At 60.5% G+C, this 23,905-nt stretch carries 27 protein-coding genes; 20 read left to right on the forward strand and 7 right to left on the reverse strand.

All coding sequences use genetic code 11. From position 1 onward, the window contains the following. Nucleotides 1-14: 14 nt before the first annotated feature. A complete protein-coding gene (gene lysS, locus IG168_RS11715; RefSeq protein WP_193164585.1) occupies nt 15-1,511 on the forward strand; it encodes a lysine--tRNA ligase in 1,497 nt (498 codons plus the stop codon). Nucleotides 1,512-1,568: 57 nt separating this feature from the next. On the opposite strand, the gene IG168_RS11720 is transcribed toward lysS, so the two are convergent. From IG168_RS11720 to IG168_RS11735, 4 genes are read right to left on the reverse strand one after another with little or no spacing between them, the layout of a single operon-like run. Continuing rightward, the gene (locus IG168_RS11720) at nt 1,569-2,426 is read right to left on the reverse strand and encodes a PDZ domain-containing protein (protein ID WP_193164586.1); all 858 of its coding nucleotides are present in this window, start codon (nt 2,424-2,426) and stop codon (nt 1,569-1,571) included. 42 nt (nt 2,427-2,468) lie between these two features. Continuing rightward, nucleotides 2,469-3,080 carry a TPM domain-containing protein gene (locus IG168_RS20920; protein WP_193164587.1) on the reverse strand — a complete coding sequence of 204 codons (612 nt, stop codon included), beginning with the start codon at nt 3,078-3,080 and terminating at the stop codon, nt 2,469-2,471. Further along, nucleotides 3,081-3,833: a TPM domain-containing protein gene (locus tag IG168_RS11730; protein ID WP_193164588.1), complete on the reverse strand. Its 753-nt coding sequence runs from the start codon at nt 3,831-3,833 to the stop codon at nt 3,081-3,083. Between the two features lie 18 nt (nt 3,834-3,851). After that, entirely contained in the window at nt 3,852-4,466 is a 615-nt protein-coding gene (locus IG168_RS11735; RefSeq protein ID WP_193164589.1) for a LemA family protein, read from the reverse strand. Between the two features lie 86 nt (nt 4,467-4,552). Here IG168_RS11735 and IG168_RS11740 point away from each other — a divergent pair, with 86 nt between their 5' ends. From IG168_RS11740 to ung, 5 genes are all read left to right on the forward strand, one after another. Then, nucleotides 4,553-5,101 (forward strand): YaeQ family protein, encoded by a 549-nt coding sequence (locus IG168_RS11740; RefSeq protein WP_193164590.1) that lies wholly within the window; start codon nt 4,553-4,555, stop codon nt 5,099-5,101. A gap of 68 nt (nt 5,102-5,169) precedes the next feature. After that, nucleotides 5,170-5,652, forward strand: a complete 483-nt coding sequence (locus tag IG168_RS11745; protein WP_193164591.1) for a YajQ family cyclic di-GMP-binding protein — start codon at nt 5,170-5,172, stop codon at nt 5,650-5,652. A 14-nt stretch (nt 5,653-5,666) separates the two neighbouring features. After that, the gene (locus IG168_RS11750) at nt 5,667-6,611 is read left to right on the forward strand and encodes an esterase-like activity of phytase family protein (protein ID WP_193164592.1); all 945 of its coding nucleotides are present in this window, start codon (nt 5,667-5,669) and stop codon (nt 6,609-6,611) included. 212 nt (nt 6,612-6,823) lie between these two features. Continuing rightward, complete coding sequence (locus tag IG168_RS11755; protein WP_193164593.1) at nt 6,824-7,405, forward strand: uracil-DNA glycosylase family protein; 582 nt, start codon at nt 6,824-6,826, stop codon at nt 7,403-7,405. Between the two features lie 54 nt (nt 7,406-7,459). Next, a complete protein-coding gene (ung, locus tag IG168_RS11760; protein ID WP_193164594.1) occupies nt 7,460-8,182 on the forward strand; it encodes a uracil-DNA glycosylase in 723 nt (240 codons plus the stop codon). 64 nt (nt 8,183-8,246) lie between these two features. Here the strand turns inward: ung and ygfZ are convergent, their stop codons facing one another. Continuing rightward, the gene (ygfZ, locus tag IG168_RS11765) at nt 8,247-9,275 is read right to left on the reverse strand and encodes a CAF17-like 4Fe-4S cluster assembly/insertion protein YgfZ (RefSeq protein WP_193164595.1); all 1,029 of its coding nucleotides are present in this window, start codon (nt 9,273-9,275) and stop codon (nt 8,247-8,249) included. 153 nt (nt 9,276-9,428) lie between these two features. On the opposite strand from ygfZ, the gene IG168_RS11770 reads away from it, so the two are divergent. Further along, entirely contained in the window at nt 9,429-9,674 is a 246-nt protein-coding gene (locus tag IG168_RS11770) for an FAD assembly factor SdhE (RefSeq protein WP_193164596.1), read from the forward strand. Nucleotides 9,675-9,736: 62 nt separating this feature from the next. After that, complete coding sequence (locus IG168_RS11775) at nt 9,737-10,210, forward strand: protein YgfX (RefSeq protein WP_193164597.1); 474 nt, start codon at nt 9,737-9,739, stop codon at nt 10,208-10,210. Here the strand turns inward: IG168_RS11775 and nadB are convergent. Then, nucleotides 10,203-11,810, reverse strand: a complete 1,608-nt coding sequence (gene nadB, locus IG168_RS11780) for an L-aspartate oxidase (protein WP_193164598.1) — start codon at nt 11,808-11,810, stop codon at nt 10,203-10,205. The genes IG168_RS11775 and nadB overlap by 8 nt on opposite strands. 213 nt (nt 11,811-12,023) lie before the next feature. Between nadB and rpoE the strand changes: the two genes are divergently transcribed. From rpoE to ycjG, 5 genes are all read left to right on the forward strand, one after another. Then, the gene (rpoE, locus tag IG168_RS11785; protein ID WP_193164599.1) at nt 12,024-12,638 is read left to right on the forward strand and encodes an RNA polymerase sigma factor RpoE; all 615 of its coding nucleotides are present in this window, start codon (nt 12,024-12,026) and stop codon (nt 12,636-12,638) included. Between the two features lie 154 nt (nt 12,639-12,792). Beyond that, the gene (locus IG168_RS11790; protein WP_193164600.1) at nt 12,793-13,485 is read left to right on the forward strand and encodes a sigma-E factor negative regulatory protein; all 693 of its coding nucleotides are present in this window, start codon (nt 12,793-12,795) and stop codon (nt 13,483-13,485) included. A gap of 30 nt (nt 13,486-13,515) precedes the next feature. After that, a complete protein-coding gene (locus tag IG168_RS11795) occupies nt 13,516-14,508 on the forward strand; it encodes a MucB/RseB C-terminal domain-containing protein (protein WP_193164601.1) in 993 nt (330 codons plus the stop codon). Nucleotides 14,509-14,545: 37 nt separating this feature from the next. Then, nucleotides 14,546-14,995, forward strand: a complete 450-nt coding sequence (locus IG168_RS11800; protein ID WP_193164602.1) for a SoxR reducing system RseC family protein — start codon at nt 14,546-14,548, stop codon at nt 14,993-14,995. 72 nt (nt 14,996-15,067) lie between these two features. After that, nucleotides 15,068-16,015 (forward strand): L-Ala-D/L-Glu epimerase, encoded by a 948-nt coding sequence (gene ycjG, locus IG168_RS11805; RefSeq protein ID WP_193164603.1) that lies wholly within the window; start codon nt 15,068-15,070, stop codon nt 16,013-16,015. 12 nt (nt 16,016-16,027) lie between these two features. Here ycjG and mpaA read toward each other — a convergent pair whose 3' ends face one another. After that, nucleotides 16,028-16,732, reverse strand: a complete 705-nt coding sequence (gene mpaA / locus IG168_RS11810; RefSeq protein WP_193164604.1) for a murein tripeptide amidase MpaA — start codon at nt 16,730-16,732, stop codon at nt 16,028-16,030. A 272-nt stretch (nt 16,733-17,004) separates the two neighbouring features. Here mpaA and IG168_RS11815 point away from each other — a divergent pair, with 272 nt between their 5' ends. From IG168_RS11815 to IG168_RS11845, 7 genes are all read left to right on the forward strand, one after another. After that, nucleotides 17,005-18,408, forward strand: coding sequence for a DegQ family serine endoprotease (locus IG168_RS11815; RefSeq protein WP_193164605.1), 1,404 nt, complete (start codon nt 17,005-17,007; stop codon nt 18,406-18,408). Between the two features lie 165 nt (nt 18,409-18,573). Next, the gene (gene lepA / locus IG168_RS11820; protein ID WP_193164606.1) at nt 18,574-20,379 is read left to right on the forward strand and encodes a translation elongation factor 4; all 1,806 of its coding nucleotides are present in this window, start codon (nt 18,574-18,576) and stop codon (nt 20,377-20,379) included. 89 nt (nt 20,380-20,468) lie between these two features. Continuing rightward, nucleotides 20,469-21,233 carry a signal peptidase I gene (lepB, locus tag IG168_RS11825; protein WP_193164607.1) on the forward strand — a complete coding sequence of 255 codons (765 nt, stop codon included), beginning with the start codon at nt 20,469-20,471 and terminating at the stop codon, nt 21,231-21,233. Between the two features lie 58 nt (nt 21,234-21,291). Next, a complete protein-coding gene (locus IG168_RS11830; protein WP_226876886.1) occupies nt 21,292-21,720 on the forward strand; it encodes a DUF4845 domain-containing protein in 429 nt (142 codons plus the stop codon). Then, nucleotides 21,713-22,393 (forward strand): ribonuclease III, encoded by a 681-nt coding sequence (rnc, locus tag IG168_RS11835; protein ID WP_193164609.1) that lies wholly within the window; start codon nt 21,713-21,715, stop codon nt 22,391-22,393. The genes IG168_RS11830 and rnc overlap by 8 nt, the downstream gene beginning before the upstream one ends. Nucleotides 22,394-22,523: 130 nt before the next feature. Further along, nucleotides 22,524-23,423, forward strand: coding sequence for a GTPase Era (era, locus tag IG168_RS11840; RefSeq protein ID WP_226876887.1), 900 nt, complete (start codon nt 22,524-22,526; stop codon nt 23,421-23,423). 33 nt (nt 23,424-23,456) lie between these two features. After that, nucleotides 23,457-23,852 (forward strand): GFA family protein, encoded by a 396-nt coding sequence (locus IG168_RS11845; protein ID WP_193164610.1) that lies wholly within the window; start codon nt 23,457-23,459, stop codon nt 23,850-23,852. Nucleotides 23,853-23,905: the final 53 nt, after the last annotated feature.

The raw sequence follows: 23,905 nt of genomic DNA on the forward strand, positions 1-23,905 counted from the left end.
AAGCGACCGACGATATGAGTAACGAAACTCCAGCTGCACAAGACGAAAACAAATTGATTGCCGAGCGCCGCGCCAAACTGTCGGCGCTGCGCGAGAAAGGCAACGCCTTCCCGAATGCGTTTCGTCGCGAAAACCTGGCCGCCGACCTGCAAAAAGCGTTCGGTGAAAAGTCCAAGGAAGAGCTGGAAGAACTCGGCCAGACCGCCTGTGTGGCCGGCCGTATCCTGGCCAAACGCGGCCCCTTCATGGTGATCCAGGATGTATCCGACCGCATTCAGCTGTACGCCGACAAGGCCGCACAGAAGGACATCAAGGAGCGTTTCGGCGCCTGGGATATCGGGGATATCGTCGGTGTAAAAGGCACACTACATAAATCCGGCAAGGGCGACCTCTACGTTAACTGTGAAGACTACACGTTGCTGACCAAGGCGCTGCGCCCGCTGCCGGAAAAATTCCACGGCATCGCCGACCAGGAGCTGCGTTACCGCCAGCGCTATGTGGATCTGATTGCCACGCAGGAATCCCGCGATGTCTTCCGCACGCGCTCGAAAATCATCGAGTACATCCGCAGCTTCCTGAACGGCAATCACTTTATGGAAGTGGAGACGCCGATGCTGCAGGTGATCCCCGGTGGTGCCACCGCGCGGCCGTTCATCACCCACCACAATGCGCTGGATATCGATATGTACCTGCGCGTGGCACCGGAGCTGTACCTGAAGCGCCTGGTAGTGGGCGGCTTCGAGCGCGTCTACGAGATCAACCGCAACTTCCGCAACGAGGGCTTGTCCACGCGCCACAACCCCGAGTTCACGATGCTCGAGTTCTACCAGGCTTACGCGGACTACAACGACCTGATGGACCTGACCGAGGAAATGCTGCGCGGAATCTGCGAAAACGTGCTGGGCAATACCACGGTGGAATACCAGGGCAGCAGCTACGACTTCTCCAAGCCGTTTGCGCGCCTGTCGGTGTTCGATTCCATCCTGCGCTACAACCCGGGCCTGTCCCACAGCGATATCGACAACCTCGACAGCGCGCGCGCGGTGGCCGAGAAGCTGGAAATCCCGCTGAAGGACATGTGGGGGCTGGGCAAAGTGCAGATCGAGATTTTCGAGAAGACCGTCGAGCACCGCTTGGACCAACCGACGTTTATCACCGAGTACCCGACTGAAGTGTCGCCGCTGGCTCGCCGCAATGACGACAATCCGTTCGTCACCGATCGCTTTGAATTCTTTGTCGGCGGCCGCGAAATCGCCAACGGCTTCTCGGAGCTGAACGATGCCGAAGACCAGGCCGAACGCTTCAAGGCGCAGGTGGCCGAGAAGGACGCCGGCGATGACGAGGCCATGCACTACGACGCCGACTATATCCGCGCGCTCGAATACGGCCTCCCGCCGACCGCCGGTGAGGGGATCGGTATCGACCGCCTGGTGATGCTGCTGACCGACTCACCGTCGATCCGCGACGTGCTGCTGTTCCCGCATATGCGCCCAGAAGCTTCTGCGGAATAAATTTTCCTCTGCTTTGGCTCCCTCCCTCTGTTGGTGGAGGAGGGAGCGTCGACGTCTCTATCCACGAATCCCCAGTGGCCCGCTCGGCACATAGAGTGTCTCCGTGCCCGAGCTGCCCGCTCTCTGCACTTCTATAGTGACAGTTTTCCCCGGCTCCACCTTGTAGATCTGCGAGCGCAGGTCGCCCATATGAAATACACGCTCGCCGTTGTAGGTCACGATCTTGTCCCCCGGGTGCAGGCCGGCTTCGGAGGCGGGGGTGCCGCTAACCACGTTGTCGATGCGCATCTCCTGGCGGCCGCCATTGGCGTCGAGATAGAGTTCGAACTCCTGCGGACTGAGCTGGTGTTCGAACATCTTGCGCGGGTTGCTGTAGATATCCAGCTGCTCGCGCAATTCAGCGGCTTCTTCGGAGGACTTGTCGCGCAGGTGGCGGTACTGGTAGGCGATTTTCATATGTTCGTACTGGAAGCGCTCCTGCTTGTCGAGAATGTACTCGGCCCGGTCCGGATTGAGTCCCGCATCGATCAGTCGCTTTAGCTGCATTTCGCGATACTGTTGATGGCGCTCTCTGCGGGATAGCGATTGCCGCTGGCCGTGATCGCTATCGGTTGTCAGGGCCGCGGTGCGGGTGTCGCGACGGGATTCTGCGGGGCCGGACTGCTCCAATCGTTGGCGGAGTTCCTCCACCAATTCGAGTAATTGCAGCTGGATCTGGTTGGCGTTGCGCAAGGACACTTCCAGTTGTTCCACGCGCTGTTCCAGGCTGTCCGATTCCGATGAAAAGAGACTGGCAACCGCAGAGCTTCCCTGTCGATCAGTGGGGGCGGGGTTGAGTGCGCCATTGGCAAAGTAGGTGATGGCGATCAACAGCAGTGCGGTCACTGCAATCAGTGCCGGTCTTGCATTGCGCATGGCGATATCCCTGCTGCATTTCCACCGGTACCGTCTTGGGGTTCAGCCCAGGATGACCAGGTGATTGGGCAGCTCGTTTTTGATTTCGGTTAGCGGTGCCGCTTCCTGTAAAAGCTCACCGCACTTCTCGATGCAGTGGATGAATGCCTCGCCGGTTTTGCCGCGTTTGATTTCGCGAATAAAGTTCTCGACAATTTCCTGCCAGTTTTCATTGGTGATGTGCTCGGCGAGCCCTCGGTCGGCGAGGATTTCCACATAGTGTTCGGCCTGGGACACGAATATCAGCAATCCCAGACGTCCCTTTGTACTATGTAGATCCTGTTCGAGGAATTCGCGCCGGGCAAGATTGGATGCGCGCCAGTATTTCACTTTTTTTGGGACCAGACGCATGGTCAGCGGTCGCCAACGGAACACGACTGCCAGCACAATAAACAGTATCCACTGCAGCGTGAACGCCTGCTGGTACTCCAGCCACCAGGGCAGGAACCGCAACAGCGGGGCCAGCAGCAGGGCGAGAAAGGCCGCCCACAGCGTGGAAATGTACAGGTAGTTATCCGCTTCCCGGGCCAGGACGGTGACTACTTCCGCATCCGTGCCGGCTTCTACATTTTTGATCGTCTCGGCGACTCTGCGCCGGTATTCACTGTCGAGCACTTACCATCCCCCCGAGGCGCCGCCGCCCCCGAATCCGCCGCCACCGCCACCGCCGCCGAAGCCGCCCCCGAAGCCTCCGCCGCCAAAGCCGCCCCCAAATCCACCGCCGCCGTAATAGCCGCCGTAACGGCCGCGCCGATAAGTGCCGCTGGCAGCGGGCGAGCCGAGGATGGAGGCGCCGAAGAGTTGTAGCATCACCAGTAACAGGAACAGAGCGACCAGCAGCGCCAGGCGGTGGTCGCCTTTACTCTCGGTGGGTTCGGCCACGTATTCGTTCTTGATTGCCGCGATGATGGACTCGACGCCGGCCATGACACCGCCGTCAAAATCGCCGGTTTTGAATCGGGGCAGTATCTTGGTGTGAATGATATTGGCGGACAGGGCATCGGTGAGTGCGCCTTCCAGGCCGTAGCCCACCTCGATACGGACGCGGTGCGCATTGGGGGCGACAATCAGCAGCACACCATTGTCTTTGCCTTTCTGGCCGATTTTCCAGTGGCGCCCCAGCTGGTAACCGTATTCCTCGATCGTCAGGCCCTGCAGGTCGGGGATAGTGGCGACCACCAGCTGGTTGCCGGTGGCCTTCTCGTGCTGCTGCATCAGCTCGGTCAGCTGGTATTCGGTTTGCGGGCTAAGGAGATTCGCTTTGTCCACCACACGCCCCGACAGCGGGGGAAACTGCACGTCTGCCAGAGCAGTTGCCGCGCCCAGCAGCGCGGCAAGGAATAGCGTGATACAGGACCGGCGGATCATCGGGGCGCGGCGAGCCGGTTACTGGAAGTCGACTTCGGGGGCTTTCTCCGCGTCTTCGCTGGTGGCCTGGAAGGTTTCGCGAATCGGCATGTCGCTATACAGGATCATGTGCCAGATGCGGCCGGGGAAGGTGCGGATTTCACGGTTGTAGCGCTCAACGGCGGCGATATAATCCCGCCGGGCGACACTGATGCGGTTTTCGGTACCCTCCAGCTGCGATTGCAGGGCGAGGAAGTTCTGGTCTGCCTTGAGGTTGGGATATTTCTCGACGACGACCATCAGGCGGGACAGAGCGCTGGTCAGCTGGGCCTGGGCAGCCTGGAACTGCTGCATCTTGGCCGGATCATTGAGCAGGCTTTCGTCTACCTGTATGGAACTTACCTTGGCGCGGGCTTCGGTAACGGCCTGCAGGGTTTCCCGCTCGTGGGCGGCGTAGGCCTTGACCGTTTTTACCAGATTCGGAATCAGGTCGGCGCGCCGCTGGTACTGGTTCTCCACCTGGGCCCAGGCGGCTTTAACCTGTTCGTCATAGGTGGGAATATTATTGACGCCACAGCCGCTGAGCCCGATAAGCAGCAGGCCGAACAGGGTGCACTGCCAGAGGCGGCGGCTGCCGAAAAGCACAGAATTCATTCTGGTTACCCGAATTTTCCAGTAAACCACCCAAGAATAGCTTCCTGTGCCCCGGCCGGCGAAGCGAGAGCAACGACGGATCACATATGGCGTTAAAAGCGACTATCTTCAAAGCCCGGCTGCAGGTTGCCGATATGGATCGGGATCACTATGCGGAATACCCTCTGACACTGGCGCGGCACCCATCGGAAACCGATGAGCGCATGATGGTGCGACTGTTGGCTTTCGCCCACAACGCGGCGGAAAATCTCGAATTTACCCGCGGCCTTTCCTCCGATGACGAAGCGGACCTGTGGCAGAAAGATCTCAGCGGCGATATTCAGCTGTGGATCGAGGTGGGCCTGCCGGCGGAGGAACGGCTGCGCAAGGCTTGCGGTCGCGCGCAACACGTACTGGTATACAGTTACGGTCGGCGCTCGGCGTCAATCTGGTGGCAAAAGCAGGCAAGTGCCCTGGCGCGGCTGGACAAGCTGTGTGTCTACCACCTGCCGGCAGACGCCTGCGAGGAATTGGCGTCACTCGCCGAGCGCAATATGGAACTGAACGTAACCATTCAGGATGGGCATCTCTGGTTGAGTTCCGGTGAGCGCAGCGTCGAGGTGGTTCCGGAAATCTGGCAGCGCGAAAACCAGTAATTTTTTTGTGCGACAGGCATCGCACAGTGAAACAATGAAATTGACCAACAGGAATTGGAGAAATACGAATGCCTTCTTTCGATATCGTTTCTGAAGTGGATAAGCACCAGTTGACCAACGCGGTGGATCAGGTGAACCGCACCATCACCAACCGTTTCGACTTCAAGGGCGTGGATGCCGAAGTGGAAATGAGCGGTTTCGATCTCACTGTACGGGCCGAGGCGGAAATCCAGACCACACAGATGGTGGATATGCTGCGCTCCGCCCTGATCAAATGTGATATCGATCCGCTGGCGATGGAAGTAGGGGAGATCGAACAGTCCGGTAAACAGGTGAAAGTGCCGATCAGCCTGAAAAACGGGCTCGACAAAGAACTGTCAAAAAAGATTGTTAAGATCATCAAAGAGGAGAAGCTCAAGGTGCAGGCGTCGATCCAGGGCGATCAGGTACGCGTGACCGGCAAGAAGCGCGACGATCTGCAGCAGGTCATTGCCATGCTGAAGGGCAAGCAATTGGAACAGCCTTTGCAGTTCAATAATTTTCGTGACTAACGAACAGGGATCCCTTGCGATACTTACTGACTTTATTCGTGTCGCTGGCATTGCCGGCTTCCGCAGCGGTGCCCGTCATCCCGGCCAACCTGTTGGCCAGCTACTGGCTCGACGGCAGTCCCGGCCTGGATATTTCCGGGTTGAGCTTTTGCGATGGCGAGCTGCTGGCGGTCTCCGATAAGGACTCCGCCAACCTCTACGCAATCCGCTTCGACAAGGATAGTGCTCGTGTGGAGCCCCGCGCGCTTCCTGCGGGACTGGAAATCCCGGAGGCGGAAAACGAGGCGCTGGAAGCGCGGCTGCTCAATCTTGTGCAGAGTGCGCCCGCGGCGGATTTTGAGGGGATTAGCTGCGACCGGGACGGGATATTCCTGGTCAGCGAACGGCATCACCGCATTGCATCGATTCAGCCTCCGGACTCTTCCTGGATGCCCCAGCGCTGGGCGAAATCGGCGCGTGAACGCGGCTTTATGCAGAAATTCAACGGTGCCAGTGAAGGGTTGCTCAAGGTGGGTGACGATTTCTGGATCGCCATGGAGCGGGACCGTCGCGGCCTGGTGCACTTCTCTGGGGATGACACCGCTCCGCAACTCTTCGAGATTCCCCCCGTCGATGGCCTGGATTTTCGCCATCGCTCCAAAGACCTGACCGGCCTCGCTTTTTACGACGGCGACCTGTTTACCCTGGAGCGCAATGCCTTTGCCGTGTGTCGGCGCTCGCTGACAGATCTGCAGGCCAAGTGGTGTATCGATTACCGGGATATCGAAATGGCGCCCCAATTCGTCTACCGCGAAACGTTTTTCGGTAAGGGCGAAGGACTGGCCGTGGATGCCAGTGGTATCTATGTGGTGCTGGACAACAACAATGTCGCCCGCCAGGCAGATCCGCAGGATCGCCGCGGGCTGCTGTTGCATCTGGGCTTTCCTGCCGGCGAATCATTGTCCAACGCCCCGCTATAGGCTCCATCACGATGCGCGATTGCAGGCAATCGTGTGTTCCTTATCATCCTGTCGTGAACGCGTATTCACGCACTGGTCATCGGGCAGCGCGTGCGCAATACGCAGCCGCTGGAAGCTCCAATCGGCGACGCTTGGGGGCGGTAGAGCCGGTTGGCTTGAATCGCGGGCCAATAGGGGGCATTGTGCGGGCTCCGCAGTATTCGATTTGCCCCATGATTCGCCTGACAAACCTGCTCGCCGATATCCGACAGTGCAATCTGTGCGCCGAACACCTGCCCCTGGGGCCGAATCCGGTCGTGCGGGCTGCGGAATCGGCACGTCTGCTGATTGTCGGTCAGGCACCGGGTACACGGGTGCACCAGACCGGGATACCGTGGAATGATCCCTCCGGCGAGCGCCTGAGGGAGTGGCTAGCCGTAGATTCCGATACTTTTTACGATGAATCGCAGGTTGCCATAGTGCCCATGGGGTTCTGTTACCCCGGGCGCGGCAAGGGCGGTGACCTTCCGCCGCGTCCGGAGTGCGCCCGCACCTGGCATGCGCGCCTGCTGGCGCAGCTGCCCAATTTGCAACTGACATTACTGGTGGGGCAATATGCCCAGCGCCAGTACCTGCCGCACCGGTACGGGAATATTACCGAGAACGTACGCCACTTCCGCGAGTCGCTGCCGGCCGGTTTTTTCCCGCTGCCGCACCCGAGCCCGCGCAATACCCTGTGGTTGCGCCAGCGCCCATGGTTTGAAGCAGAGGTAGTGCCGGAGTTGCGTCGGCAGGTACACAAAGTTCTGACGTAGTAGCGGCCGCTCCTGCCGTTTCGTTATTGAGAGTAATTGGCCAGAGGAAAGCCCATGCCGGTTCCGGACAATATAAAAATCGATCCCTCCTGGTACCAGGTTCTGGCCGACGAATTCCACAAGCCCTATATGGCGGAACTACGCAAGTTCCTGCGCGGGGAGAAAAATGCCGGCAAGCAGATCTATCCCCCCGGTGGGCAGATTTTCAATGCCTTTAACTCCACGCCCTTCGACCGGGTCAAGGTGGTCATTCTCGGGCAGGATCCCTACCACGGTGCTGGTCAGGCTCACGGCCTGTGTTTTTCGGTGATGCCCGGTGTGCGCATTCCGCCGTCGCTGCAGAATATCTACAAAGAACTGGAGTCGGACCTGGGCATCCCGCGGGCGCACCACGGCTGCCTGCAGCCGTGGGCGGAGCAGGGTGTGCTGCTACTGAATGCGACGCTGACCGTGGAAGACAGCAAGGCTGGTGCACACCAGGGGCGCGGCTGGGAGCAGTTTACCGATGCCGCCATTCACAAACTGGCGGAGCAGCGCGAAGGACTGGTCTTTATTCTGTGGGGGAGTTACGCGCAGAAGAAGGGTGCGTTTATCGATCGCAACAAGCACCTGGTGCTGCGCGCGCCGCACCCATCGCCCCTTTCGGCACACCGCGGATTTTTTGGCACCAAGCCTTTTTCGCAGGCGAACCAGTGGCTGCAGCAGCACGGTCAGCAGCCGATCGAGTGGGCGCTGCCGGCGACATCGGAACTTCAACGAGTCGCTGTAGAGATCTGATTGATTTTCGCAGCCGTCGCGACTACTGCGTAGTTAACGCAGGTGTCTGTTAAGCCGCTTCTATTCAGGCCAGCGGATCGGCATCCGCGTCGTAGGGTAAATCCTGCAGTTCGAGCTTGCGTCCATCGGCCAGGCGAAAAGCCTCGCCGGCGGCCACTTTGGCAATGGTAAGTACCGCCAGCATCTCGATGCCTTTTTCACTGTGGCAGCTGTCCACTAGGTTGCCGATGCTCTGCTCACCCTCGGCGTAGATATCGGTACCCGGCGCGGGCAGTTCACCTGAAGCGCAGCGGGCGCGGTACAGTCGCCGTTTGGCGGCGCCGCGGAACTGCATGCGTGCAACCACTTCCTGTCCGGTATAGCAGCCCTTCTTGAAACTCACTCCGCCGAGCAGGTGCAGGTTCAGCATTTGTGGAATAAAAGCTTCGCTGGTGGCGCCGTGCACCTGCGGCACACCGTTTTCAATCTGCTGTTGCAGCCAGCGGTCGTAGCTGGCCGGGTCGGCATTTTTGGCCAGTTGTTGCCAGAGCTTGGCTGCGCACTGCTTTGGCACCAGTAGGGCAACCTGACGGTCGTTGAGCGCTTCGGCGACGCAGCGCTCGCCGTCGCAATCAAAGGTGCGTAACTGTCCGGCTGTGATGGTTTCTATACCGAGGAGCTGTTCTGCCCGGATCAGAGCCTCGCGCCCCTGTAGACCCAGCCAGAGGTGCGTGTCTACCAGATCCTTCAGTTCGGTTTTGAAGAAGACCGCGTATTTGGCCAGTGCCGCCTGGGCTGTGGCGGCGAGATCCCGCGGCAGGCGCAGCAGTAGTTCGCTCTGGGACAGTTTTAGTGCGCTGAAGGCGCTGATGGCGCGGCCCTTGGGGTTGCAGTGGGCGCCCAGGGTGGCGTGTTGGTCGGGCAGGTTGACCAGGTCGCAGGTCAGTTGCCCCTGCAGGAATTTCTGGCTGTCGGGGCCGCTGATGGAAACCGCGCCCAGCGGGCTCAGGTCGACAAGGTGCAGGTCGGCATCAGTCTCCGGGAAGTGTGCTCTGTCCGCTTCCCATCGGGCCCCTTCGCCAGCGAGAAATGCCTGCCACTGTTGTCGATCCATAGTCCTTCCAAATCCGGTTTGTGTCTGGGGGCATTATCTTGGGCCCGCTGGCGCTTTTTCAAGGTTCCACCGCCGGCTATTCCCGCCGTCTGTGCAGTGGGGCGGGGCGGCAGGTATACTGCGCGCACTTTTGTTCGGTCGGGAAGATGAAGTATGGATCGCAACCGCCTGTTTTGGGCCAGTCGCCGGGGTATGCTGGAGTTGGATCTGGTATTGCTGCCGTTTCTGGATAACGTGTACGAAACGCTGGATGAAGCCGACAAGCTGCGTTATCAGCGGCTGCTGGACGAGCAGGACCAGGATCTGTTCGCATGGTTTCTGCGCCGTGAAGATCCGTCGGATCCCGAGCTGCAGCGGATCGTCCAGATCATTCGGGATAACACCGGCCTGCAGGAATAGGCGGCGCAATCGAGCCCGTTGCGCGGACATCCCCGGTGTCTGTGCCACTTTCAGGAATTGCCATGGATGCAGGCTATCCGCAATTTATCGAGCGCAGCGCCCGGCTCGCCTGTAGTCTGGTGCCATCCCGCACTCTCACCATTCTCCTCGCCCTGATCGTTGTCCAGTCCCTGTTGCTGCTGTGGTACTGCAATCTGCCGCCGGTGCTCTTCTGGCCGGCAGTGCCGTGTGTTCTGCTCTATGGAATATTCGAGCTCCGGGCTTTGCAGCGGACCCGCGGCGTGCTCGCAACCCGGGAGCGGCGCTGGTTCTGGCGGGCAGGGGGCGCAGAAGGTAATGAAGAGCGGGAGTTTGTGTTTCGCGGCGAGCTGGTGTTGTGGTCGTGGCTGCTGGTGATCAACGGGCGCGACCTGCGCGGTAAGCGCCTGCGCCTGGTGCTGGCGCGTGACTCGATGGACGGGGAGGACTGGCGCCGGTTACAGGCCGCCCTGCGGTATTCCCGTCAGGGCGGCTGGCACTCGGACAGCCTCAGATAAACTGCTGCTGGTCGGCAAAGTTTTCCGGAACCAGGATGGTGTCCATTGCCAGTTCACGCAGGCCGGGATAGTCGAGGGAGTAGTGCAGGCCGCGGCTCTCGCGCCGATCGAGGGCCGAACGGATAATCAGCTCGGAAACCAGTGCCAGGTTGCGCAGTTCGATCAGGTCACTGGTGATCTTGTAGTTGGCGTAGAACTCGCGGATTTCCCCCTGCAGCATTTTTGCCCGGTGCTCCGCGCGCAGCAGGCGCTTGCGGGTACGCACAATGCCCACGTAGTCCCACATAAAGCGGCGCAGCTCGTCCCAGTTGTGCGAGATTACCACGTCTTCATCGGAGTCAGTCACCCGCGACGCGTCCCAGGCGGCTGCGGTCCGCGGCGGCTGCACCATCTCCAGGGTTTCGTCGATATGCATGGCGGCCGAGCGGGCGTAGACGAGGCACTCCAGCAGTGAGTTGCTTGCCAGGCGGTTGGCGCCGTGCAGGCCGGTAAAGGTGGTCTCGCCGATGGCGTATAGCTGGTCCAGGTCAGTGCGGCCGAACTGGTTCACCATGACGCCGCCACAGGTGTAGTGGGCCGCCGGCACTACCGGGATCGGTTCCTTGGTGATATCGATGCCGTATTGCAGGCAGTTGTTGTACACCGTCGGAAAGTGATCGCGGACAAAATCCGCATCTTTGTGGGAAATATCCAGATAGAGGCAGTCTGCCCCCAGGCGCTTCATTTCGTGGTCGATGGCGCGGGCGACGATATCCCGCGGCGCCAGTTCGCCGCGCGGGTCGAAGCGGTGCATAAAGCGGCTGCCGTCCGGCAGCTTGAGTTCGGCACCCTCACCGCGCAGGGCCTCGGTGACCAGCATGGCCTTGGCCTTGGGGTGGTAGAGGCAGGTGGGGTGGAACTGGTTGAATTCCATATTGGCGACCCGGCAGCCGGCCCGCCAGGCCATGGCGATGCCATCGCCGCTAGCCCCGTCCGGGTTGCTGGTATAGAGGTACGCCTTGCTGGCGCCGCCGGTTGCCAGCACCACTGCCCGCGCCTGGAAGAGCTCCACCTCCTCGCTCTGCTTGTTGTAAACGTAGGCCCCCGCACAGCGAAAACGGCGCTTTTGCGGGTCGGGCTGGCGGATCAGGTCGAGGGCGATGTGATGTTCGAAGCAGTCGATATTTTCCGCTTCGCGCACCTTGTCGATCAGGGTGCTGTGTACCGCGCGGCCAGTGGCGTCAGCGCTGTGGATGATACGGCGGTGACTGTGTCCACCTTCTTTGGTCAGGTGGTAGTCGCCGTCCTCGCGGGTGAAACTCACCCCTGCGTCGATCAGCCAGCGAATGGCTGCAGCGCTGTTTTCTACTGTCAGGCGAACCGCGTCCGGGTGGCAGAGGCCGGCCCCCGCGTCTAATGTGTCTGCAATATGGGATTCCACCGAATCCATCTCGTCCAGTACCCCGGCGATTCCCCCCTGGGCAAACCAGGTGGAGCCGTCGCGCAGGCGCTGCTTGGACAGAAGGGCCACGCGGTAGCGCGCCGCCAGGTGCAGTGCCAGGGTGAGGCCGGCCGCGCCGCTGCCGATCACCAGTACGTCGTAACTTGCCTTAACATTCATACATTTCAATTATGATGGGGGGTCGCGTAGTATAGCGCCAACTTGAGCCTGCATCCGCAACCCAACGGCGGCCCCAGGTGTAATTTATTGAATCGGCCCGGAACTTATGTCCAATTACCCGTGTCTCCACAACCACAAAAACTGCGCCAATGTCGGCCGCCTCCCCTCCGGGCGGAGCCTCGACCAGCGCGCGCTTGATCATGGGAGTAGGGGATGACAGGGCAACAGGCGTCACCGAGTGATCGCCAGCTGGTAGAGCGTGTCCAGAAAGGGGACAAGCGCGCCTTCGATCTGCTGGTCTTGAAATATCAGCACAAGATCCTCGCGGTCGTCAGCCGGTTTATCAAGGATCACAGCGAAGTCCAGGATGTGACCCAGGAGGCTTTCATCAAGGCCTATCGCGCGCTGGCCAACTTCCGCGGCGAGAGTGCCTTTTACACCTGGATGTACCGCATTGCCATCAATACGGCCAAGAACCACCTGGTTTCCCGCAGCCGCCGCCCGCCGTCTTCAGACGTGGATCTGGAGGATGCCGAATACTATTCCGGTGCTGATCTGCTGCGCGATAACGAGACGCCCGAGGGCGAACTGTTTCGCGACCAGCTGGAAGCTGCGGTTCACGAATCCATCCGCGCGCTGCCGGAAGATCTGCGCTCTGCGGTGACCCTGCGTGAGATGGAAGGTCTCAGTTACGAGGAGATCGCCGAGGTTATGGGTTGCCCGGTGGGTACCGTACGATCGCGCATATTTCGTGCCCGTGAGGCCATTGACCGCACAGTCCAGGCCGTAATGGCTGGTGAGCCGGAACCGCTGGGCGACCGGGGCTAAAAAGGCCGGGAAAATTTTTTGCCGGTCTTGAAACAAACCGCCGGGAATCCGGTCATAGCTAACAGGCAGAGGAGGCGTCTTGTCGACGCCGTTGTACTGCGAAAATGGCGCCAGAGTGCGCTGAAAAACGATTGCACAGAGAGGGTTACCCCGTATGTCACACGGGAAACATCAGGATCGCCTGAACGAGTCGCTGTCGGCACTGATGGACGGCGAGGCCAGCGAGCTGGAGGTGCAGCGCGTGCTGAAGGCCAGTGCGGCGTCCCCGGAAGTCGGTGAGCGCTGGTCGCGTTACCAGCTGGCTGCGAGCGTTATGCGTCGTGAGGAGGTCGCCCCGGTGGGGGTTGGCCTCGCGGAAAGTATTTCCGCGGCAATTGCGCAGGAAGAGACCCCGTTCCAGTCGGGCAGCGCGGGCGCCGAAGCGCCCGCGGCAAATGATCACGGCTGGCGTCGGTTGCTGTCCCGCGGTGCGGTAGCGGCTACGGTTGCCTTTGCCGCGATTCTGGGGGTGCAGCAGATTTCCTCGCCACAGCCGGGAACCGACCTTGTGGCCGATGCCGATCGGGCTGCTCAGCCGTCGGTTCAGTCGGCGCCGGAGCCCAGTGGTTTTTATGTCGCTGCGCCGACGACCCGTTCGGTAGGTTTGGCATCGCCGCGATTGGTGCCGGAAAACCAGCCGAGTCAGGGCGTCACCGGCCAGCAGCCGGTGCAGCCGGTTCTGACCCCTGAACTGATGCGCCATCTCAACCGGGTAATGATCGAGCACTCCGAGCAGGCTGCGCACATCGGCAGTCAAGGCATGGTGCCTTTCGCTCGCGCCACCTATGGCGACCAAGTGGACATGTAGTCAGAGAATCGGACAGGAGCTCGGAAGTAGGTGCGCAAACCGTTACAACTGCATTGTGGAATCGCCAAAGCCAACAGCTTGCTGTTGGCTTTATTTCTCCTGCCGTCGGGGGTTTACGCCAGCGACATGGCCCAGGATCCGGCGATGCAGCCCGATGCAGCAGTGGCCGCTGAGCAGCAGGCCAGTGTCGAGACGTGGCTGAGCAAGCTGGCGCAGGCGGTGACCACGCTGGAGTACAGCGGGCTGGTGACCTTCGAGCACACCGGCATGCTGGAGACCCTCAAAGTGGTACACGGCGTGCGCGATGGCCAGCAGATTGAGCGGGTGCGCTACCTCAGCGGCGAACCGCGGGAGCTGGTCAGTCATGGCAGCAGCAAGAACTGTGCACGTGTCTCCAATCCCCTGGCGCGCGCGGAGCTCTGGTCCGGCGCAGGCCGCGCCGATGTGCAGCAGGCCTACCAGTTCGTCCTGCGCGGCGAAGAGCGCGTCGCCGATCGCGATACCGTAATGATCGAAGCGCGGCCGCGGGATCTCGACCGCCTGGGTATGGTGATCAACCTGGATCGCGAAACCGGCCTGCCGCTCAAGTCGATGCTGGTGAATTCCCAGGGCCGGGTGCTGGAGCGCTACCAGTTCGTCAAGCTGGACCTTTCCCCGGTCGCGGATGCCGACCTGCAGCCCAGTTCCCCCGACGCCCGCCGCATCGATAACAACACCCCCTGTACTTCAGCGCAGAGTCGCTGGCAGGTGCGCTGGGTACCGGCGGGGTTCAAGCCGGTTTCCGTACGCACCCTGTCGGATGGCGACATGCTGGTATTCAGCGACGGTCTGAGTGTCTTTACCGTATTTATTCAACGCCTGGGCCCGGGCCTCGATTTCAAGGGGCGCGCGATTCGCGGTGCCACCGTTGCCTATATGGATCGCCTGGAAGTGGACGGAATCAACTATACCGTGACTGTTGTCGGTGAAATTCCCGACACTACCGCGCGTCGAGTGGCGGACGCGGTGGCCGTCAGGAGTTGAGGCGCGGTTGCCCGCTTCATTTCTAGGGACTGAATTTATGCTGGAAGAGCGCGGCCGCATCGTAGCGATTGAGCCGGGCGCCATCTGGATCGAGACGATCCAGCGCAGTGGTTGCCACGGATGCTCCGCCAAATCCGGGTGCGGAACCGGGTTGCTGGGCGAATATCTCTCGGGTGCATCGAGAATTCGGGTGGCGCTGAACAGCTGGGATCCGGAATATATCTCTCTCAACGATACCGCCGTCATCGGTATCGCGGAAAACACTCTTGCCAGCAGTGCGCTGGTTATCTACTTGTCGCCGCTGATTGCGCTGATACTCGCTGCGCTGACCGGTAATGCCTTGGCGGGCGAGACCGGTGCCATAAGCGGAGCGCTGCTCGGCCTGTTGGGCGGCGCGGCGCTGGTGCGCTGGCACAGCCGTCGCCACGCCGCCGACCCCGCCTACGCGCCGCTGCTGCTGCGCGTTGAGCCTGGCAGCGGATCCTGACTGGCGGAACCCTTCCCACCAACCCGCATATCCCTTTCTAAACTGTTATCTCACCCTTGCTGGAGATGACCCATGCGCGCACTTTGCTACGCCGAGAGCTGGCCCCTGCGCACTACCTTTGTGATTTCCCGCGGCGCGCGCAGTGAGGCGCAGGTCGTGGTGGTTGAAGTGCACGGGCGGGGAGTCACCGGCATCGGTGAGTGTTCACCCTACGCCCGCTACGGCGAGAGTGTGGATTCGGTGATAGGCCAGCTGCAACCGGCGCTGGACGCGGTGGCCGCAGGGCTGACGCGGACGCAGTTGCAGGAGCGACTGCCGGCCGGTGCCGCGCGCAATGCGCTCGACTGTGCGTTGGCGGATTGGGAAGCCAAATGTGACGGCGCTGCGTTCGCGGGCCCGGAGTCCCTGCCCACGGTGCAGACCCTGGGCATTGATACGCCATCCGCGATGGCGGACGCGGCACGGGAACTGGTGGAGCAGGGGGTGTCGGTGCTTAAGCTGAAGCTCGACGACCGCGAAGTGCTCGAACGCGTGAAGGCGGTGCGCAATGCGGCGCCTGGCGCACAGCTGGTGATTGACGCGAATGAGTCCTGGCCGGCGGACTCCCTGCCGCAGCGCTGCCAGCAGCTGCTCGACCTGGGTGTCGCCATGCTGGAACAACCCCTGCCGGCGGACCGCGATGCCGTTCTGTCGTCCTTCCCTCATCCGTTGCCGATCTGTGCCGACGAAAGCTGCCACACCCGGGCGGATCTGCCGCGGCTGCGGGGGCGCTACGAGATGCTGAATATCAAACTGGACAAGACCGGCGGTATTACCGAGGCCCGGGCACTCGCCGACGAGGCCGAACGCCAGGGGTTTCAATTGATGCTCGGGTGCATGCTTTGTACCTCGCGGGCCATTCGCGCGGCCTGGCCGCTGGGCGAGCGGGTGCGGTTCCTCGACCTGGATGGCCCGACATGGCTGGCCAGGGACGCGCAGCCGCCCCTGCGTTTTGCCGCCGGGCGGGTCTACTGGACGTGAATTTGCGCCGGCTCAGTCTGTCCAGGTGAGCAGCTCAGTCAGGGTGCGCAGGTAGTCCTCGCTGGCACGATCAGCGGAGATCGGTGGAAATTCCAGGGTGATACAGTGCAGTTTGCGTTCTTCACACCAGGTGCCGAATGAGCCGGGTGTCGCGTAATCCAGTTCAGTGACCAGTGGCAACTGCATCCGCTCGGCGAGCCACTGACCCAGGTCACTGTTCTCTGGATCTTCCACACAGGCGAGGGGATCGTGAATGGTCACTATCCACGGAGGGCGCAGTTCATCGATCAGTCGGCTCAGGGCCTTGGTCTCGGCTTCCGAGCCGGGTTCGCTGCCGGTTTTCAGCTGCACATCCCGCTCATCGGCGGCGCTGTTCCAACGGTAGACGGTATTTTCCGCCTGCCAGTTGGCTGTGGCGAAGTTGCGGTTCAGGTCGACGCCGCGGGCATTGGCGCGCAGGCCCAGCTGGCAGCCGTCTGGATTGACCGCCAGAATCACGTGGTGGCGCAGCTGTTCTGCGGGCAGCGAACGCAGCGCGCAGGACAGGGCGACGATTGCCGATACTTCGTCGCCGTGGGTGCCCGCCATGATGATTCCGTGGCGTTCGCCGCACTGGGCCGGGAAGTACAGTAGCGGTGCCCCCAGTTCGGATTGCCCGTACTGTCGCTGGGGGTGGCAAAAATGACCGCGTTCGTTGCGTGGGCGCATTGTGGTCATGGCGATCTCCGGGAGTGGTGCTGGCGCGGCGTCTGCCAGGGGGCTTGCGCGGGATTCCCCCTCTACAGCGGACCGGCTGGGGTTGGGGGTACGGGGACGTCTTAACATTGTTTTACACTGGCGATGAGAACTTTCGTGGCCAGAACGCCACTAAATGTTTACCAGAAACCTGTTGAGTGCTGTCCCGCTCCCTGATGGATCGGATAGCAGCCTTCATCAACTCCTGAATGCATAAGTGCATATTAGAAGCGATATATAAGGGTAACAAACCGATGCTTATACGCTGTAAACAGCTGATATTCATGCTGTGCCTGTTGATATCGGCGTCCGCCTGCGCGCGGGGTCTGCCGGAGTTCACCGACCTGATCGAGCAGAATTCGCCCGCTGTCGTCAAAATCAACTCAGTGGAGCGCCCTCACGCCTCGCGTGGCAACCTGCCGCCGCAGTATCAGCAGCAGATCCCGGATATCTTTCGCCATCTGCTGGAACCGCGCGGCCGCGAGCGCCGGCCGGTAGCGAGCCTGGGCTCCGGTTTCATCATTTCTGATGATGGCTATGTAGTCACCAACAACCACGTCGTTGACGGCGCCGACCAGGTGACGGTCACCCTGACCGACCGCCGCGAGTTCGATGCCAAGGTGATCGGTACGGATGCCAGTTCCGACCTGGCATTGCTGAAAATCGACGCCGATGACCTGCCGCACGTGAAATGGGGCAGCTCCGACAAGCTCAAGGTCGGTGAGTGGGTTGTGGCGATCGGTTCGCCGTTCGGCCTGGATTACTCGGCCAGCGCCGGGATCGTCAGCGCCATGGGTCGCAGCATCCCCAATGAGAGCCGCGAGAACTACGTGCCGTTTATCCAGACGGATGTGGCCATCAACCCGGGTAACTCCGGTGGACCACTGTTCAACATGGATGGTGAGGTCGTCGGTATCAACTCGCAGATTTATACGCGCAGTGGTGGGTCCATCGGCCTGTCCTTCGCCATTCCGGCAAGTCTGGCGCGGGATGTCGTCGCTCAGCTCAAGGATAAGGGGCGCGTTGACCGCGGCTGGCTGGGCGTCGGTATCCAGGATGTGGATCTGAACATGGCCAAGGCCATGGGACTCAAGAAGCCGCACGGTGCCCTGGTGGCCCAGGTTGAGGCCGGCGCACCGGCGGCCCAGGCGGGCATCCTGGCCGGCGATATCATCACACGCTTTGACGGTCACAAGATTCTCGAGCAGGGTGATCTGCCCCACGTGGTGGGCCGCACCCGCCCCGGCAGCGAAGTTGCCGTGAACTTGATGCGCAAAGGCGAGGAGAAGACCCTGCGCGTGACCGTCGGTGCCCTGCCCAGCGAAGACGACGGCATGGAGCAAGCCTCGAGCAATGTGCCTGCCAGCAATGTCGGCGGCCGCCTGGGGCTCATCGTCAGCGAGATCCCCGATGCGCTGAAACAGCGCTGGGGAGTGGATGCCGGAGTCCTGGTCAAGGAAGTGGTGCCCGACAAGCCCGGTGCCAAGGCGGGCCTGCGCAGCGGTGATATCGTCGCGCAGCTGGGCTTCGAAGATATCGGCGATATGAAGGATTACGCGAAAGTGGTCAAGGGGCTCCCCTCCGACGAGCTGCTGCCGATCCGCTTTTTCCGCGCCGGCCAGCCCACCTTCCGAACTATCCAGATTGAAGAAGACTAGCGGGTCGAACCGCATGTCAAACGCGGAGCCCCATCGGGGCTCCGCCGCTTTTCCGGGTTCGGCAATCATCATTCTGTATTTCTCGCCGCCTCTGATAGACTTGCGCCACGCCGCCGGCATACTTGCTGGCTAACAACCTGATTTTTAAAGGATTTACTCTCCGAAGTGGCCACAGATCTCTCCCATATCCGCAATTTCTCCATCATTGCCCACATCGATCACGGCAAATCCACCCTGGCGGACCGCTTTATCCAGGTCTGTGGAGGCCTCTCTGATCGGGAAATGGCCGAGCAGGTCCTGGACAGCATGGACCTGGAGCGGGAGCGGGGTATTACCATCAAGGCGCAGAGCGTGACCCTCGACTACACGGCGAGGGACGGTAAGACCTACCAGCTGAACTTTATTGATACCCCGGGCCACGTGGACTTCTCCTATGAAGTATCGCGCTCCCTGGCCGCCTGTGAGGGTGCGCTGCTGGTCGTCGATGCCGCCCAGGGGGTCGAGGCGCAGTCTGTGGCCAACTGCTACACGGCGATCGAGCAGGGGCTGGAAGTAATCCCGGTTCTGAACAAGATGGACCTGCCACAGGCGGATCCGGACAAGGTTGCAGAGGAAATCGAAGATATTATCGGCATCGACGCCGCCGAGGCGACCCGCTGCAGTGCCAAATCCGGCCTGGGCGTGGAGGATGTGCTGGAAGACCTGGTCCGCCTGGTGCCGCCGCCGCAGGGCGACGTGGATGCGCCGCTACAGGCGTTGATTATCGACTCCTGGTTCGACAGCTACCTGGGCGTTGTGTCCCTGGTCCGTGTAGTGCAGGGCACCCTGAAGGCCAAGGACAAAATCGTGACCAAATCCATCGGTCGTGCCCATGTGGTGGACAATGTCGGCATCTTCACACCCAAGCGCAAAGAGACTGGCGTGCTGCGCGCCGGCGAAGTGGGCTTTGTGGTGGCTGGCATCAAGGATATTCATGGCGCGCCGGTGGGCGATACTCTGACCCACGCCAAGGGCGTAGAAGAAGTGGCGATGCTGCCGGGCTTCCAGAAGGTGAAGCCGCAGGTTTACGCCGGTCTCTTCCCAGTTAGCTCAGACGATTACGAGGCCTTCCGCGATGCGCTGGAAAAACTGTCCCTGAATGACGCCTCGCTGTTTTATGAGCCGGAGACCTCCGATGCACTGGGCTTCGGCTTCCGCTGCGGCTTCCTCGGTATGCTGCACATGGAGATCATCCAGGAGCGCCTGGAGCGCGAGTACGACCTGGACCTGATTACCACCGCGCCGACCGTGGTCTTCGAAGTGTTGCAAACTGACGGTACTGTGGTGGCGGTGGACAACCCGTCGCGCCTGCCGGACCTGGGCACCATCGAGGAAATGCGCGAACCAATCGCCGAGGTGAACATCCTGGTGCCCCAGGAGTACCTGGGCAACGTGATCACCCTGTGTGTCGAGAAGCGCGGCATCCAGAAGGACATGCAATATGCCGGCAGCCAGGTATCCCTGCGCTACGAACTGCCGATGAATGAAGTGGTGATGGATTTCTTCGACCGGCTCAAGTCGGTGAGCCGTGGCTTCGCGTCGCTGGATTACAGTTTTGCGCGTTTTGACCCGGCAAAACTGGTGCGCCTGGATATCCTGATCAACGGCGATCGGGTGGACGCCCTGGCGCTGATCGTGCACCGCGACCACGCCCAGCAAAAGGGGCGCGCGATGGCGGAGAAAATGAAAGAACTGATTCCGCGGCAGATGTTCGACGTGGCTATCCAGGCGGCCATCGGCGGCCAGGTAGTGGCCCGCACAACGGTAAAAGCACTGCGCAAGAATGTGACGGCAAAATGTTATGGCGGTGACGTAACGCGCAAGAAAAAACTGCTGGAAAAACAGAAGGCCGGTAAGCGGCGCATGAAGCAGTTGGGCCGCGTGGAAGTGCCGCAGGAGGCCTTCCTGGCCGTTTTGAAAGTAGACCAGTGACCGGCGACTGTCATCAATGATCAATTTACAGGATCATTCGATGATACCCGCTGGTGATTGACCATAGTCAATTGATCGTTGAGACCAATATGGATATTAATTTTCCCCTGATATTGCTGCTGCTGGTGGTGGTCACCGGCGGTGTCTGGCTCGTGGACAGCCTGTTTTTCGCCCGTCGCCGCAGGCTCGCCGGCGGTGAGAAAGCGGACCCGGTACTGGTTGAATATTCCAAGTCCTTCTTCCCGGTACTGGCAATCGTTTTCATTCTGCGCTCGTTCCTGGTAGAGCCCTTCCAGATTCCGTCGCGCTCCATGGTGCCCACGTTGCAGGTTGGGGATTTTATCCTGGTGAATAAATTTGCCTATGGCCTGCACCTGCCGGTTTCCCGTGCCAAAATCGTGGATATCGGCGAGCCCAAACGCGGCGATGTGATGGTGTTCTTTCCGCCGCATATGAACGATACCTACTTCATCAAACGTGTCATCGGCCTGCCCGGCGACAAAATCGAAGTGAAGAACAACGTTCTTTACATCAACGGAAAGCGCGCGCCCCAGGAACTGATCCAGGCATTGCCGCCGAGTCGCCCGGAAGTGGAAGTGATGTGGGAGAATATATACGGGCGCCGCCACTTGATGGCCAAGCACGTGATTCCCAGCCGTTACAGCAACTACAGCACCACGGTGCCGGCGGGGCACTATTTCATGATGGGCGACAACCGTGACAACAGCCTGGACAGCCGCGAATGGGGGTTCGTGCCCGAAAAAGATGTAGTGGGCAAGGCTTTCGCGATTTGGATGCACTGGGACAAACTGCTGAGTATTCCGACCTTCGATCGGGTTGGCAGTATCCAGTAATTGGACTTTCGTAAGACAACGCACAATAACAATCGAGGGCAAACTGATGGTTAGGCAAATGACTTCCTCCCTGCGCGGGCAGCGCGGTATGAGTTACTGGAGCCTTATTTTTTATATCTGCGGTTTCGCATTGATTATCCTGTTCGCGTCAAAATTGGCGCCCGCATACGTGGACGCGATGGCAGTTGAAAGTGGTTTGAAGGATCTGGCTGAGAAAGACAACCTCCGGGATATGAGCCGCAGCGAGATAATTCGTGACCTGCAAAAATACTTCATGCTCAACAATGTTCGTGGCCAGCCGACCAAATCGGTTCAGGTTATCCGTGGCGCAGACGGTATGTTGGTTAGTATCAACTACGAATTGCGTGAGCCATTGATCCAGAACATCGACGTCGTAATGAAATTTAACAAACAGCTCAATACCGCGAAGCCGGAACTTTGCTGTGAGCCGCTGGTAGACCTGGAGCAATTCCGCAAACGTGACTGACCTTTTACTGGAGCGCCTGTGCCAGCGGCTCGGCCACAGCTTTAACCGCGCTGACCTGCTGGAACTGGCGCTGACCCATCGCTCACACGGCAGCCGCAACAACGAGCGGCTGGAATTCCTCGGTGATTCCATTCTCGGCTTCACCATCGGCGCGGCACTGTTTGAACAGTTTCCCCAGGGCCGTGAAGGCCAGTTGAGTCGTCTGCGCGCGCAGCTGGTCAGCGGTGAAACCCTGGCCAAGCTGGCGCGGGAAATGGAGCTGGGCGACTGCCTGCGCCTGGGTGAGGGCGAAATGAAAAGCGGCGGTTTTCGCCGGGCATCCATTCTCGCCGATGCGGTGGAAGCGCTGATAGGCGCCATCTACCTGGATGCAGGCCTGGAGAAAGCGCGTGAGCGCGTCCTCGCCTGGTTTGCATCGCGCCTGCAGAACCTGTCCCTGGAAACCGCCAAAGATCCCAAGACCCGGCTGCAGGAGTGGTTGCAGGCGCGACAGAAACCCCTGCCGGAATACCGGGTTGTGGATGTCGCCGGCGCCGAGCATGCGCAACAGTTTGTCGTCGAATGCAAGGTCAGCGGTCTCAATGCGCCGGTGCGTGGTGAGGCGGGAAGCCGTCGCGCGGCGGAGAAGATCGCGGCCACCGAAGCCTATAACCGCCTGACCGGGCAGGGCTGATCCTACAATCTGTCAGTACCGGCGAAATGTCGCCGGGTGCTTGCCGCGCGAAACCGGCATTCGGCATTGCTGACATCCGAGTCGCTGTGGCAATGCCCGGAGCGAATCGCAACTATTTCGGAGAATTTTCTTGAGTGAACAACCCGCCCGCTGTGGATATGTCGCCATCGTCGGCCGCCCGAATGTGGGCAAGTCCACCCTGCTGAACCACCTGTTGGGGCAGAAACTGGCGATTACCTCGCGCAAGCCGCAGACCACCCGACACAACATGCTGGGTATCAAGACCGAGGGTGCCAACCAGATTATTTTCGTGGATACGCCGGGTCTGCACGCAGACCAGGAAAAGGCGATCAATCGCTACATGAACCGCGCTGCCAGCAGTGCAGCGCGGGACGTCGATGTGGTGGTTTTTGTGGTCGAGCGCACCCGCTGGACGGAAGGCGATCAACTGGTGGCGGACAAGTTGCGCGGCCTGAAGTCACCGCTGGTGATTGCCGTCAACAAAGTCGATCAGCTGGAAGACAAGGGCGATCTGCTGCCGCAACTGCAGGCGCTGGCGGAGCAGCATCCCAAGGCGGAAATCGTGCCCATCTCTGCGCTGCAGGGAATCAATCTCGATGCACTGGAAAAGGTGATCGTGGAGCACCTGCCGGAAGGAGAGCACTTTTTCCCCGATGACCAGATAACTGACCGCAGCTCGCGTTTCCTTGCTGCGGAAATCGTGCGGGAAAAGGTCATGCGCCAGCTGGGCGCAGAGATTCCCTATCAGGTGACTGTGGAAGTGGAGGAATTCGCCCAGGACGGACCGATCCTGCATATCAGCGCGGCAATCCTGGTGGAGCGCTCCGGTCAGAAACGTATCCTCATCGGCAACAAGGGTGAGCGGATCAAGCAGATCGGCAGCCAGGCGCGCCAGGATATGGAGCGCCTGTTTGATAGTAAAGTCATGCTCAATCTGTGGGTGAAGGTGAAGTCCGGCTGGTCGGATGATGAGCGGGCTCTGCGCAGTCTCGGATACCGCGACGATTAAGTCTTTCGGGCTCGGTTTATGGTGGGACAAGGGATGAAGCAGCGGCGGGCACAATGCAGTTGCGGACAGCTGAACCTGACGACAAGTGGTGAGCCCGTGCGTGTATCCATTTGTCATTGTCAGGCCTGTCAGCGTCGCACCGGCAGCGTCGCCGGTGTGCAGGCGCGCTTTCCGCTGGATCGGGTTCAAATCGAAGGCACGAGCAGTGAGTATGTGCGCACGGCAGAAAGTGGCAATAAGATTTCCCTGCATTTCTGTCCGCACTGCGGTTCCACGGTTTATCTGCAGTTGGATATTGAACCGGAGCTGATCGGCGTGCCGGTGGGCGCTTTCGCCGACCCGGATTTTCCCGCGCCGACCGCCTCCATTTACGAAGAACACCGCCATCCATGGCTACCTCTGCCAGAAGATATCGAACATTGGCACTGAGCCCGTTGCGGTCGTGTTCCGTGAGCGGTGATAATCCCGTTGAGCCTTATTTG

Origin of the sequence: Microbulbifer hainanensis (assembly GCF_014904735.1) — a bacterium.
In the GTDB taxonomy this organism is placed as follows: Bacteria; Pseudomonadota; Gammaproteobacteria; order Pseudomonadales; family Cellvibrionaceae; genus Microbulbifer; species Microbulbifer hainanensis.

What these genes read in the sequence shown, in the direction of transcription:
- IG168_RS11830 (WP_226876886.1), top strand. Translation starts at nt 21,292, where the DNA reads ATGACTTCCTCCCTGCGCGGGCAGCGCGGTATGAGTTACTGGAGCCTT.
- mpaA (WP_193164604.1), bottom strand. Translation starts at nt 16,732, where the DNA reads ATGACCACAATGCGCCCACGCAACGAACGCGGTCATTTTTGCCACCCC.
- IG168_RS11775 (WP_193164597.1), top strand. Translation starts at nt 9,737, where the DNA reads ATGGATGCAGGCTATCCGCAATTTATCGAGCGCAGCGCCCGGCTCGCC.
- IG168_RS11845 (WP_193164610.1), top strand. Translation starts at nt 23,457, where the DNA reads ATGAAGCAGCGGCGGGCACAATGCAGTTGCGGACAGCTGAACCTGACG.
- IG168_RS11740 (WP_193164590.1), top strand. Translation starts at nt 4,553, where the DNA reads ATGGCGTTAAAAGCGACTATCTTCAAAGCCCGGCTGCAGGTTGCCGAT.
- IG168_RS11720 (WP_193164586.1), bottom strand. Translation starts at nt 2,426, where the DNA reads ATGCGCAATGCAAGACCGGCACTGATTGCAGTGACCGCACTGCTGTTG.
- lepB (WP_193164607.1), top strand. Translation starts at nt 20,469, where the DNA reads ATGGATATTAATTTTCCCCTGATATTGCTGCTGCTGGTGGTGGTCACC.
- IG168_RS11735 (WP_193164589.1), bottom strand. Translation starts at nt 4,466, where the DNA reads ATGAATTCTGTGCTTTTCGGCAGCCGCCGCCTCTGGCAGTGCACCCTG.
- ycjG (WP_193164603.1), top strand. Translation starts at nt 15,068, where the DNA reads ATGCGCGCACTTTGCTACGCCGAGAGCTGGCCCCTGCGCACTACCTTT.
- rpoE (WP_193164599.1), top strand. Translation starts at nt 12,024, where the DNA reads ATGACAGGGCAACAGGCGTCACCGAGTGATCGCCAGCTGGTAGAGCGT.
- ygfZ (WP_193164595.1), bottom strand. Translation starts at nt 9,275, where the DNA reads ATGGATCGACAACAGTGGCAGGCATTTCTCGCTGGCGAAGGGGCCCGA.
- lysS (WP_193164585.1), top strand. Translation starts at nt 15, where the DNA reads ATGAGTAACGAAACTCCAGCTGCACAAGACGAAAACAAATTGATTGCC.
- IG168_RS11755 (WP_193164593.1), top strand. Translation starts at nt 6,824, where the DNA reads ATGATTCGCCTGACAAACCTGCTCGCCGATATCCGACAGTGCAATCTG.
- ung (WP_193164594.1), top strand. Translation starts at nt 7,460, where the DNA reads ATGCCGGTTCCGGACAATATAAAAATCGATCCCTCCTGGTACCAGGTT.
- IG168_RS11745 (WP_193164591.1), top strand. Translation starts at nt 5,170, where the DNA reads ATGCCTTCTTTCGATATCGTTTCTGAAGTGGATAAGCACCAGTTGACC.
- IG168_RS11790 (WP_193164600.1), top strand. Translation starts at nt 12,793, where the DNA reads ATGTCACACGGGAAACATCAGGATCGCCTGAACGAGTCGCTGTCGGCA.
- IG168_RS11730 (WP_193164588.1), bottom strand. Translation starts at nt 3,833, where the DNA reads ATGATCCGCCGGTCCTGTATCACGCTATTCCTTGCCGCGCTGCTGGGC.
- IG168_RS11770 (WP_193164596.1), top strand. Translation starts at nt 9,429, where the DNA reads ATGGATCGCAACCGCCTGTTTTGGGCCAGTCGCCGGGGTATGCTGGAG.
- nadB (WP_193164598.1), bottom strand. Translation starts at nt 11,810, where the DNA reads ATGAATGTTAAGGCAAGTTACGACGTACTGGTGATCGGCAGCGGCGCG.
- IG168_RS11815 (WP_193164605.1), top strand. Translation starts at nt 17,005, where the DNA reads ATGCTTATACGCTGTAAACAGCTGATATTCATGCTGTGCCTGTTGATA.
- IG168_RS11800 (WP_193164602.1), top strand. Translation starts at nt 14,546, where the DNA reads ATGCTGGAAGAGCGCGGCCGCATCGTAGCGATTGAGCCGGGCGCCATC.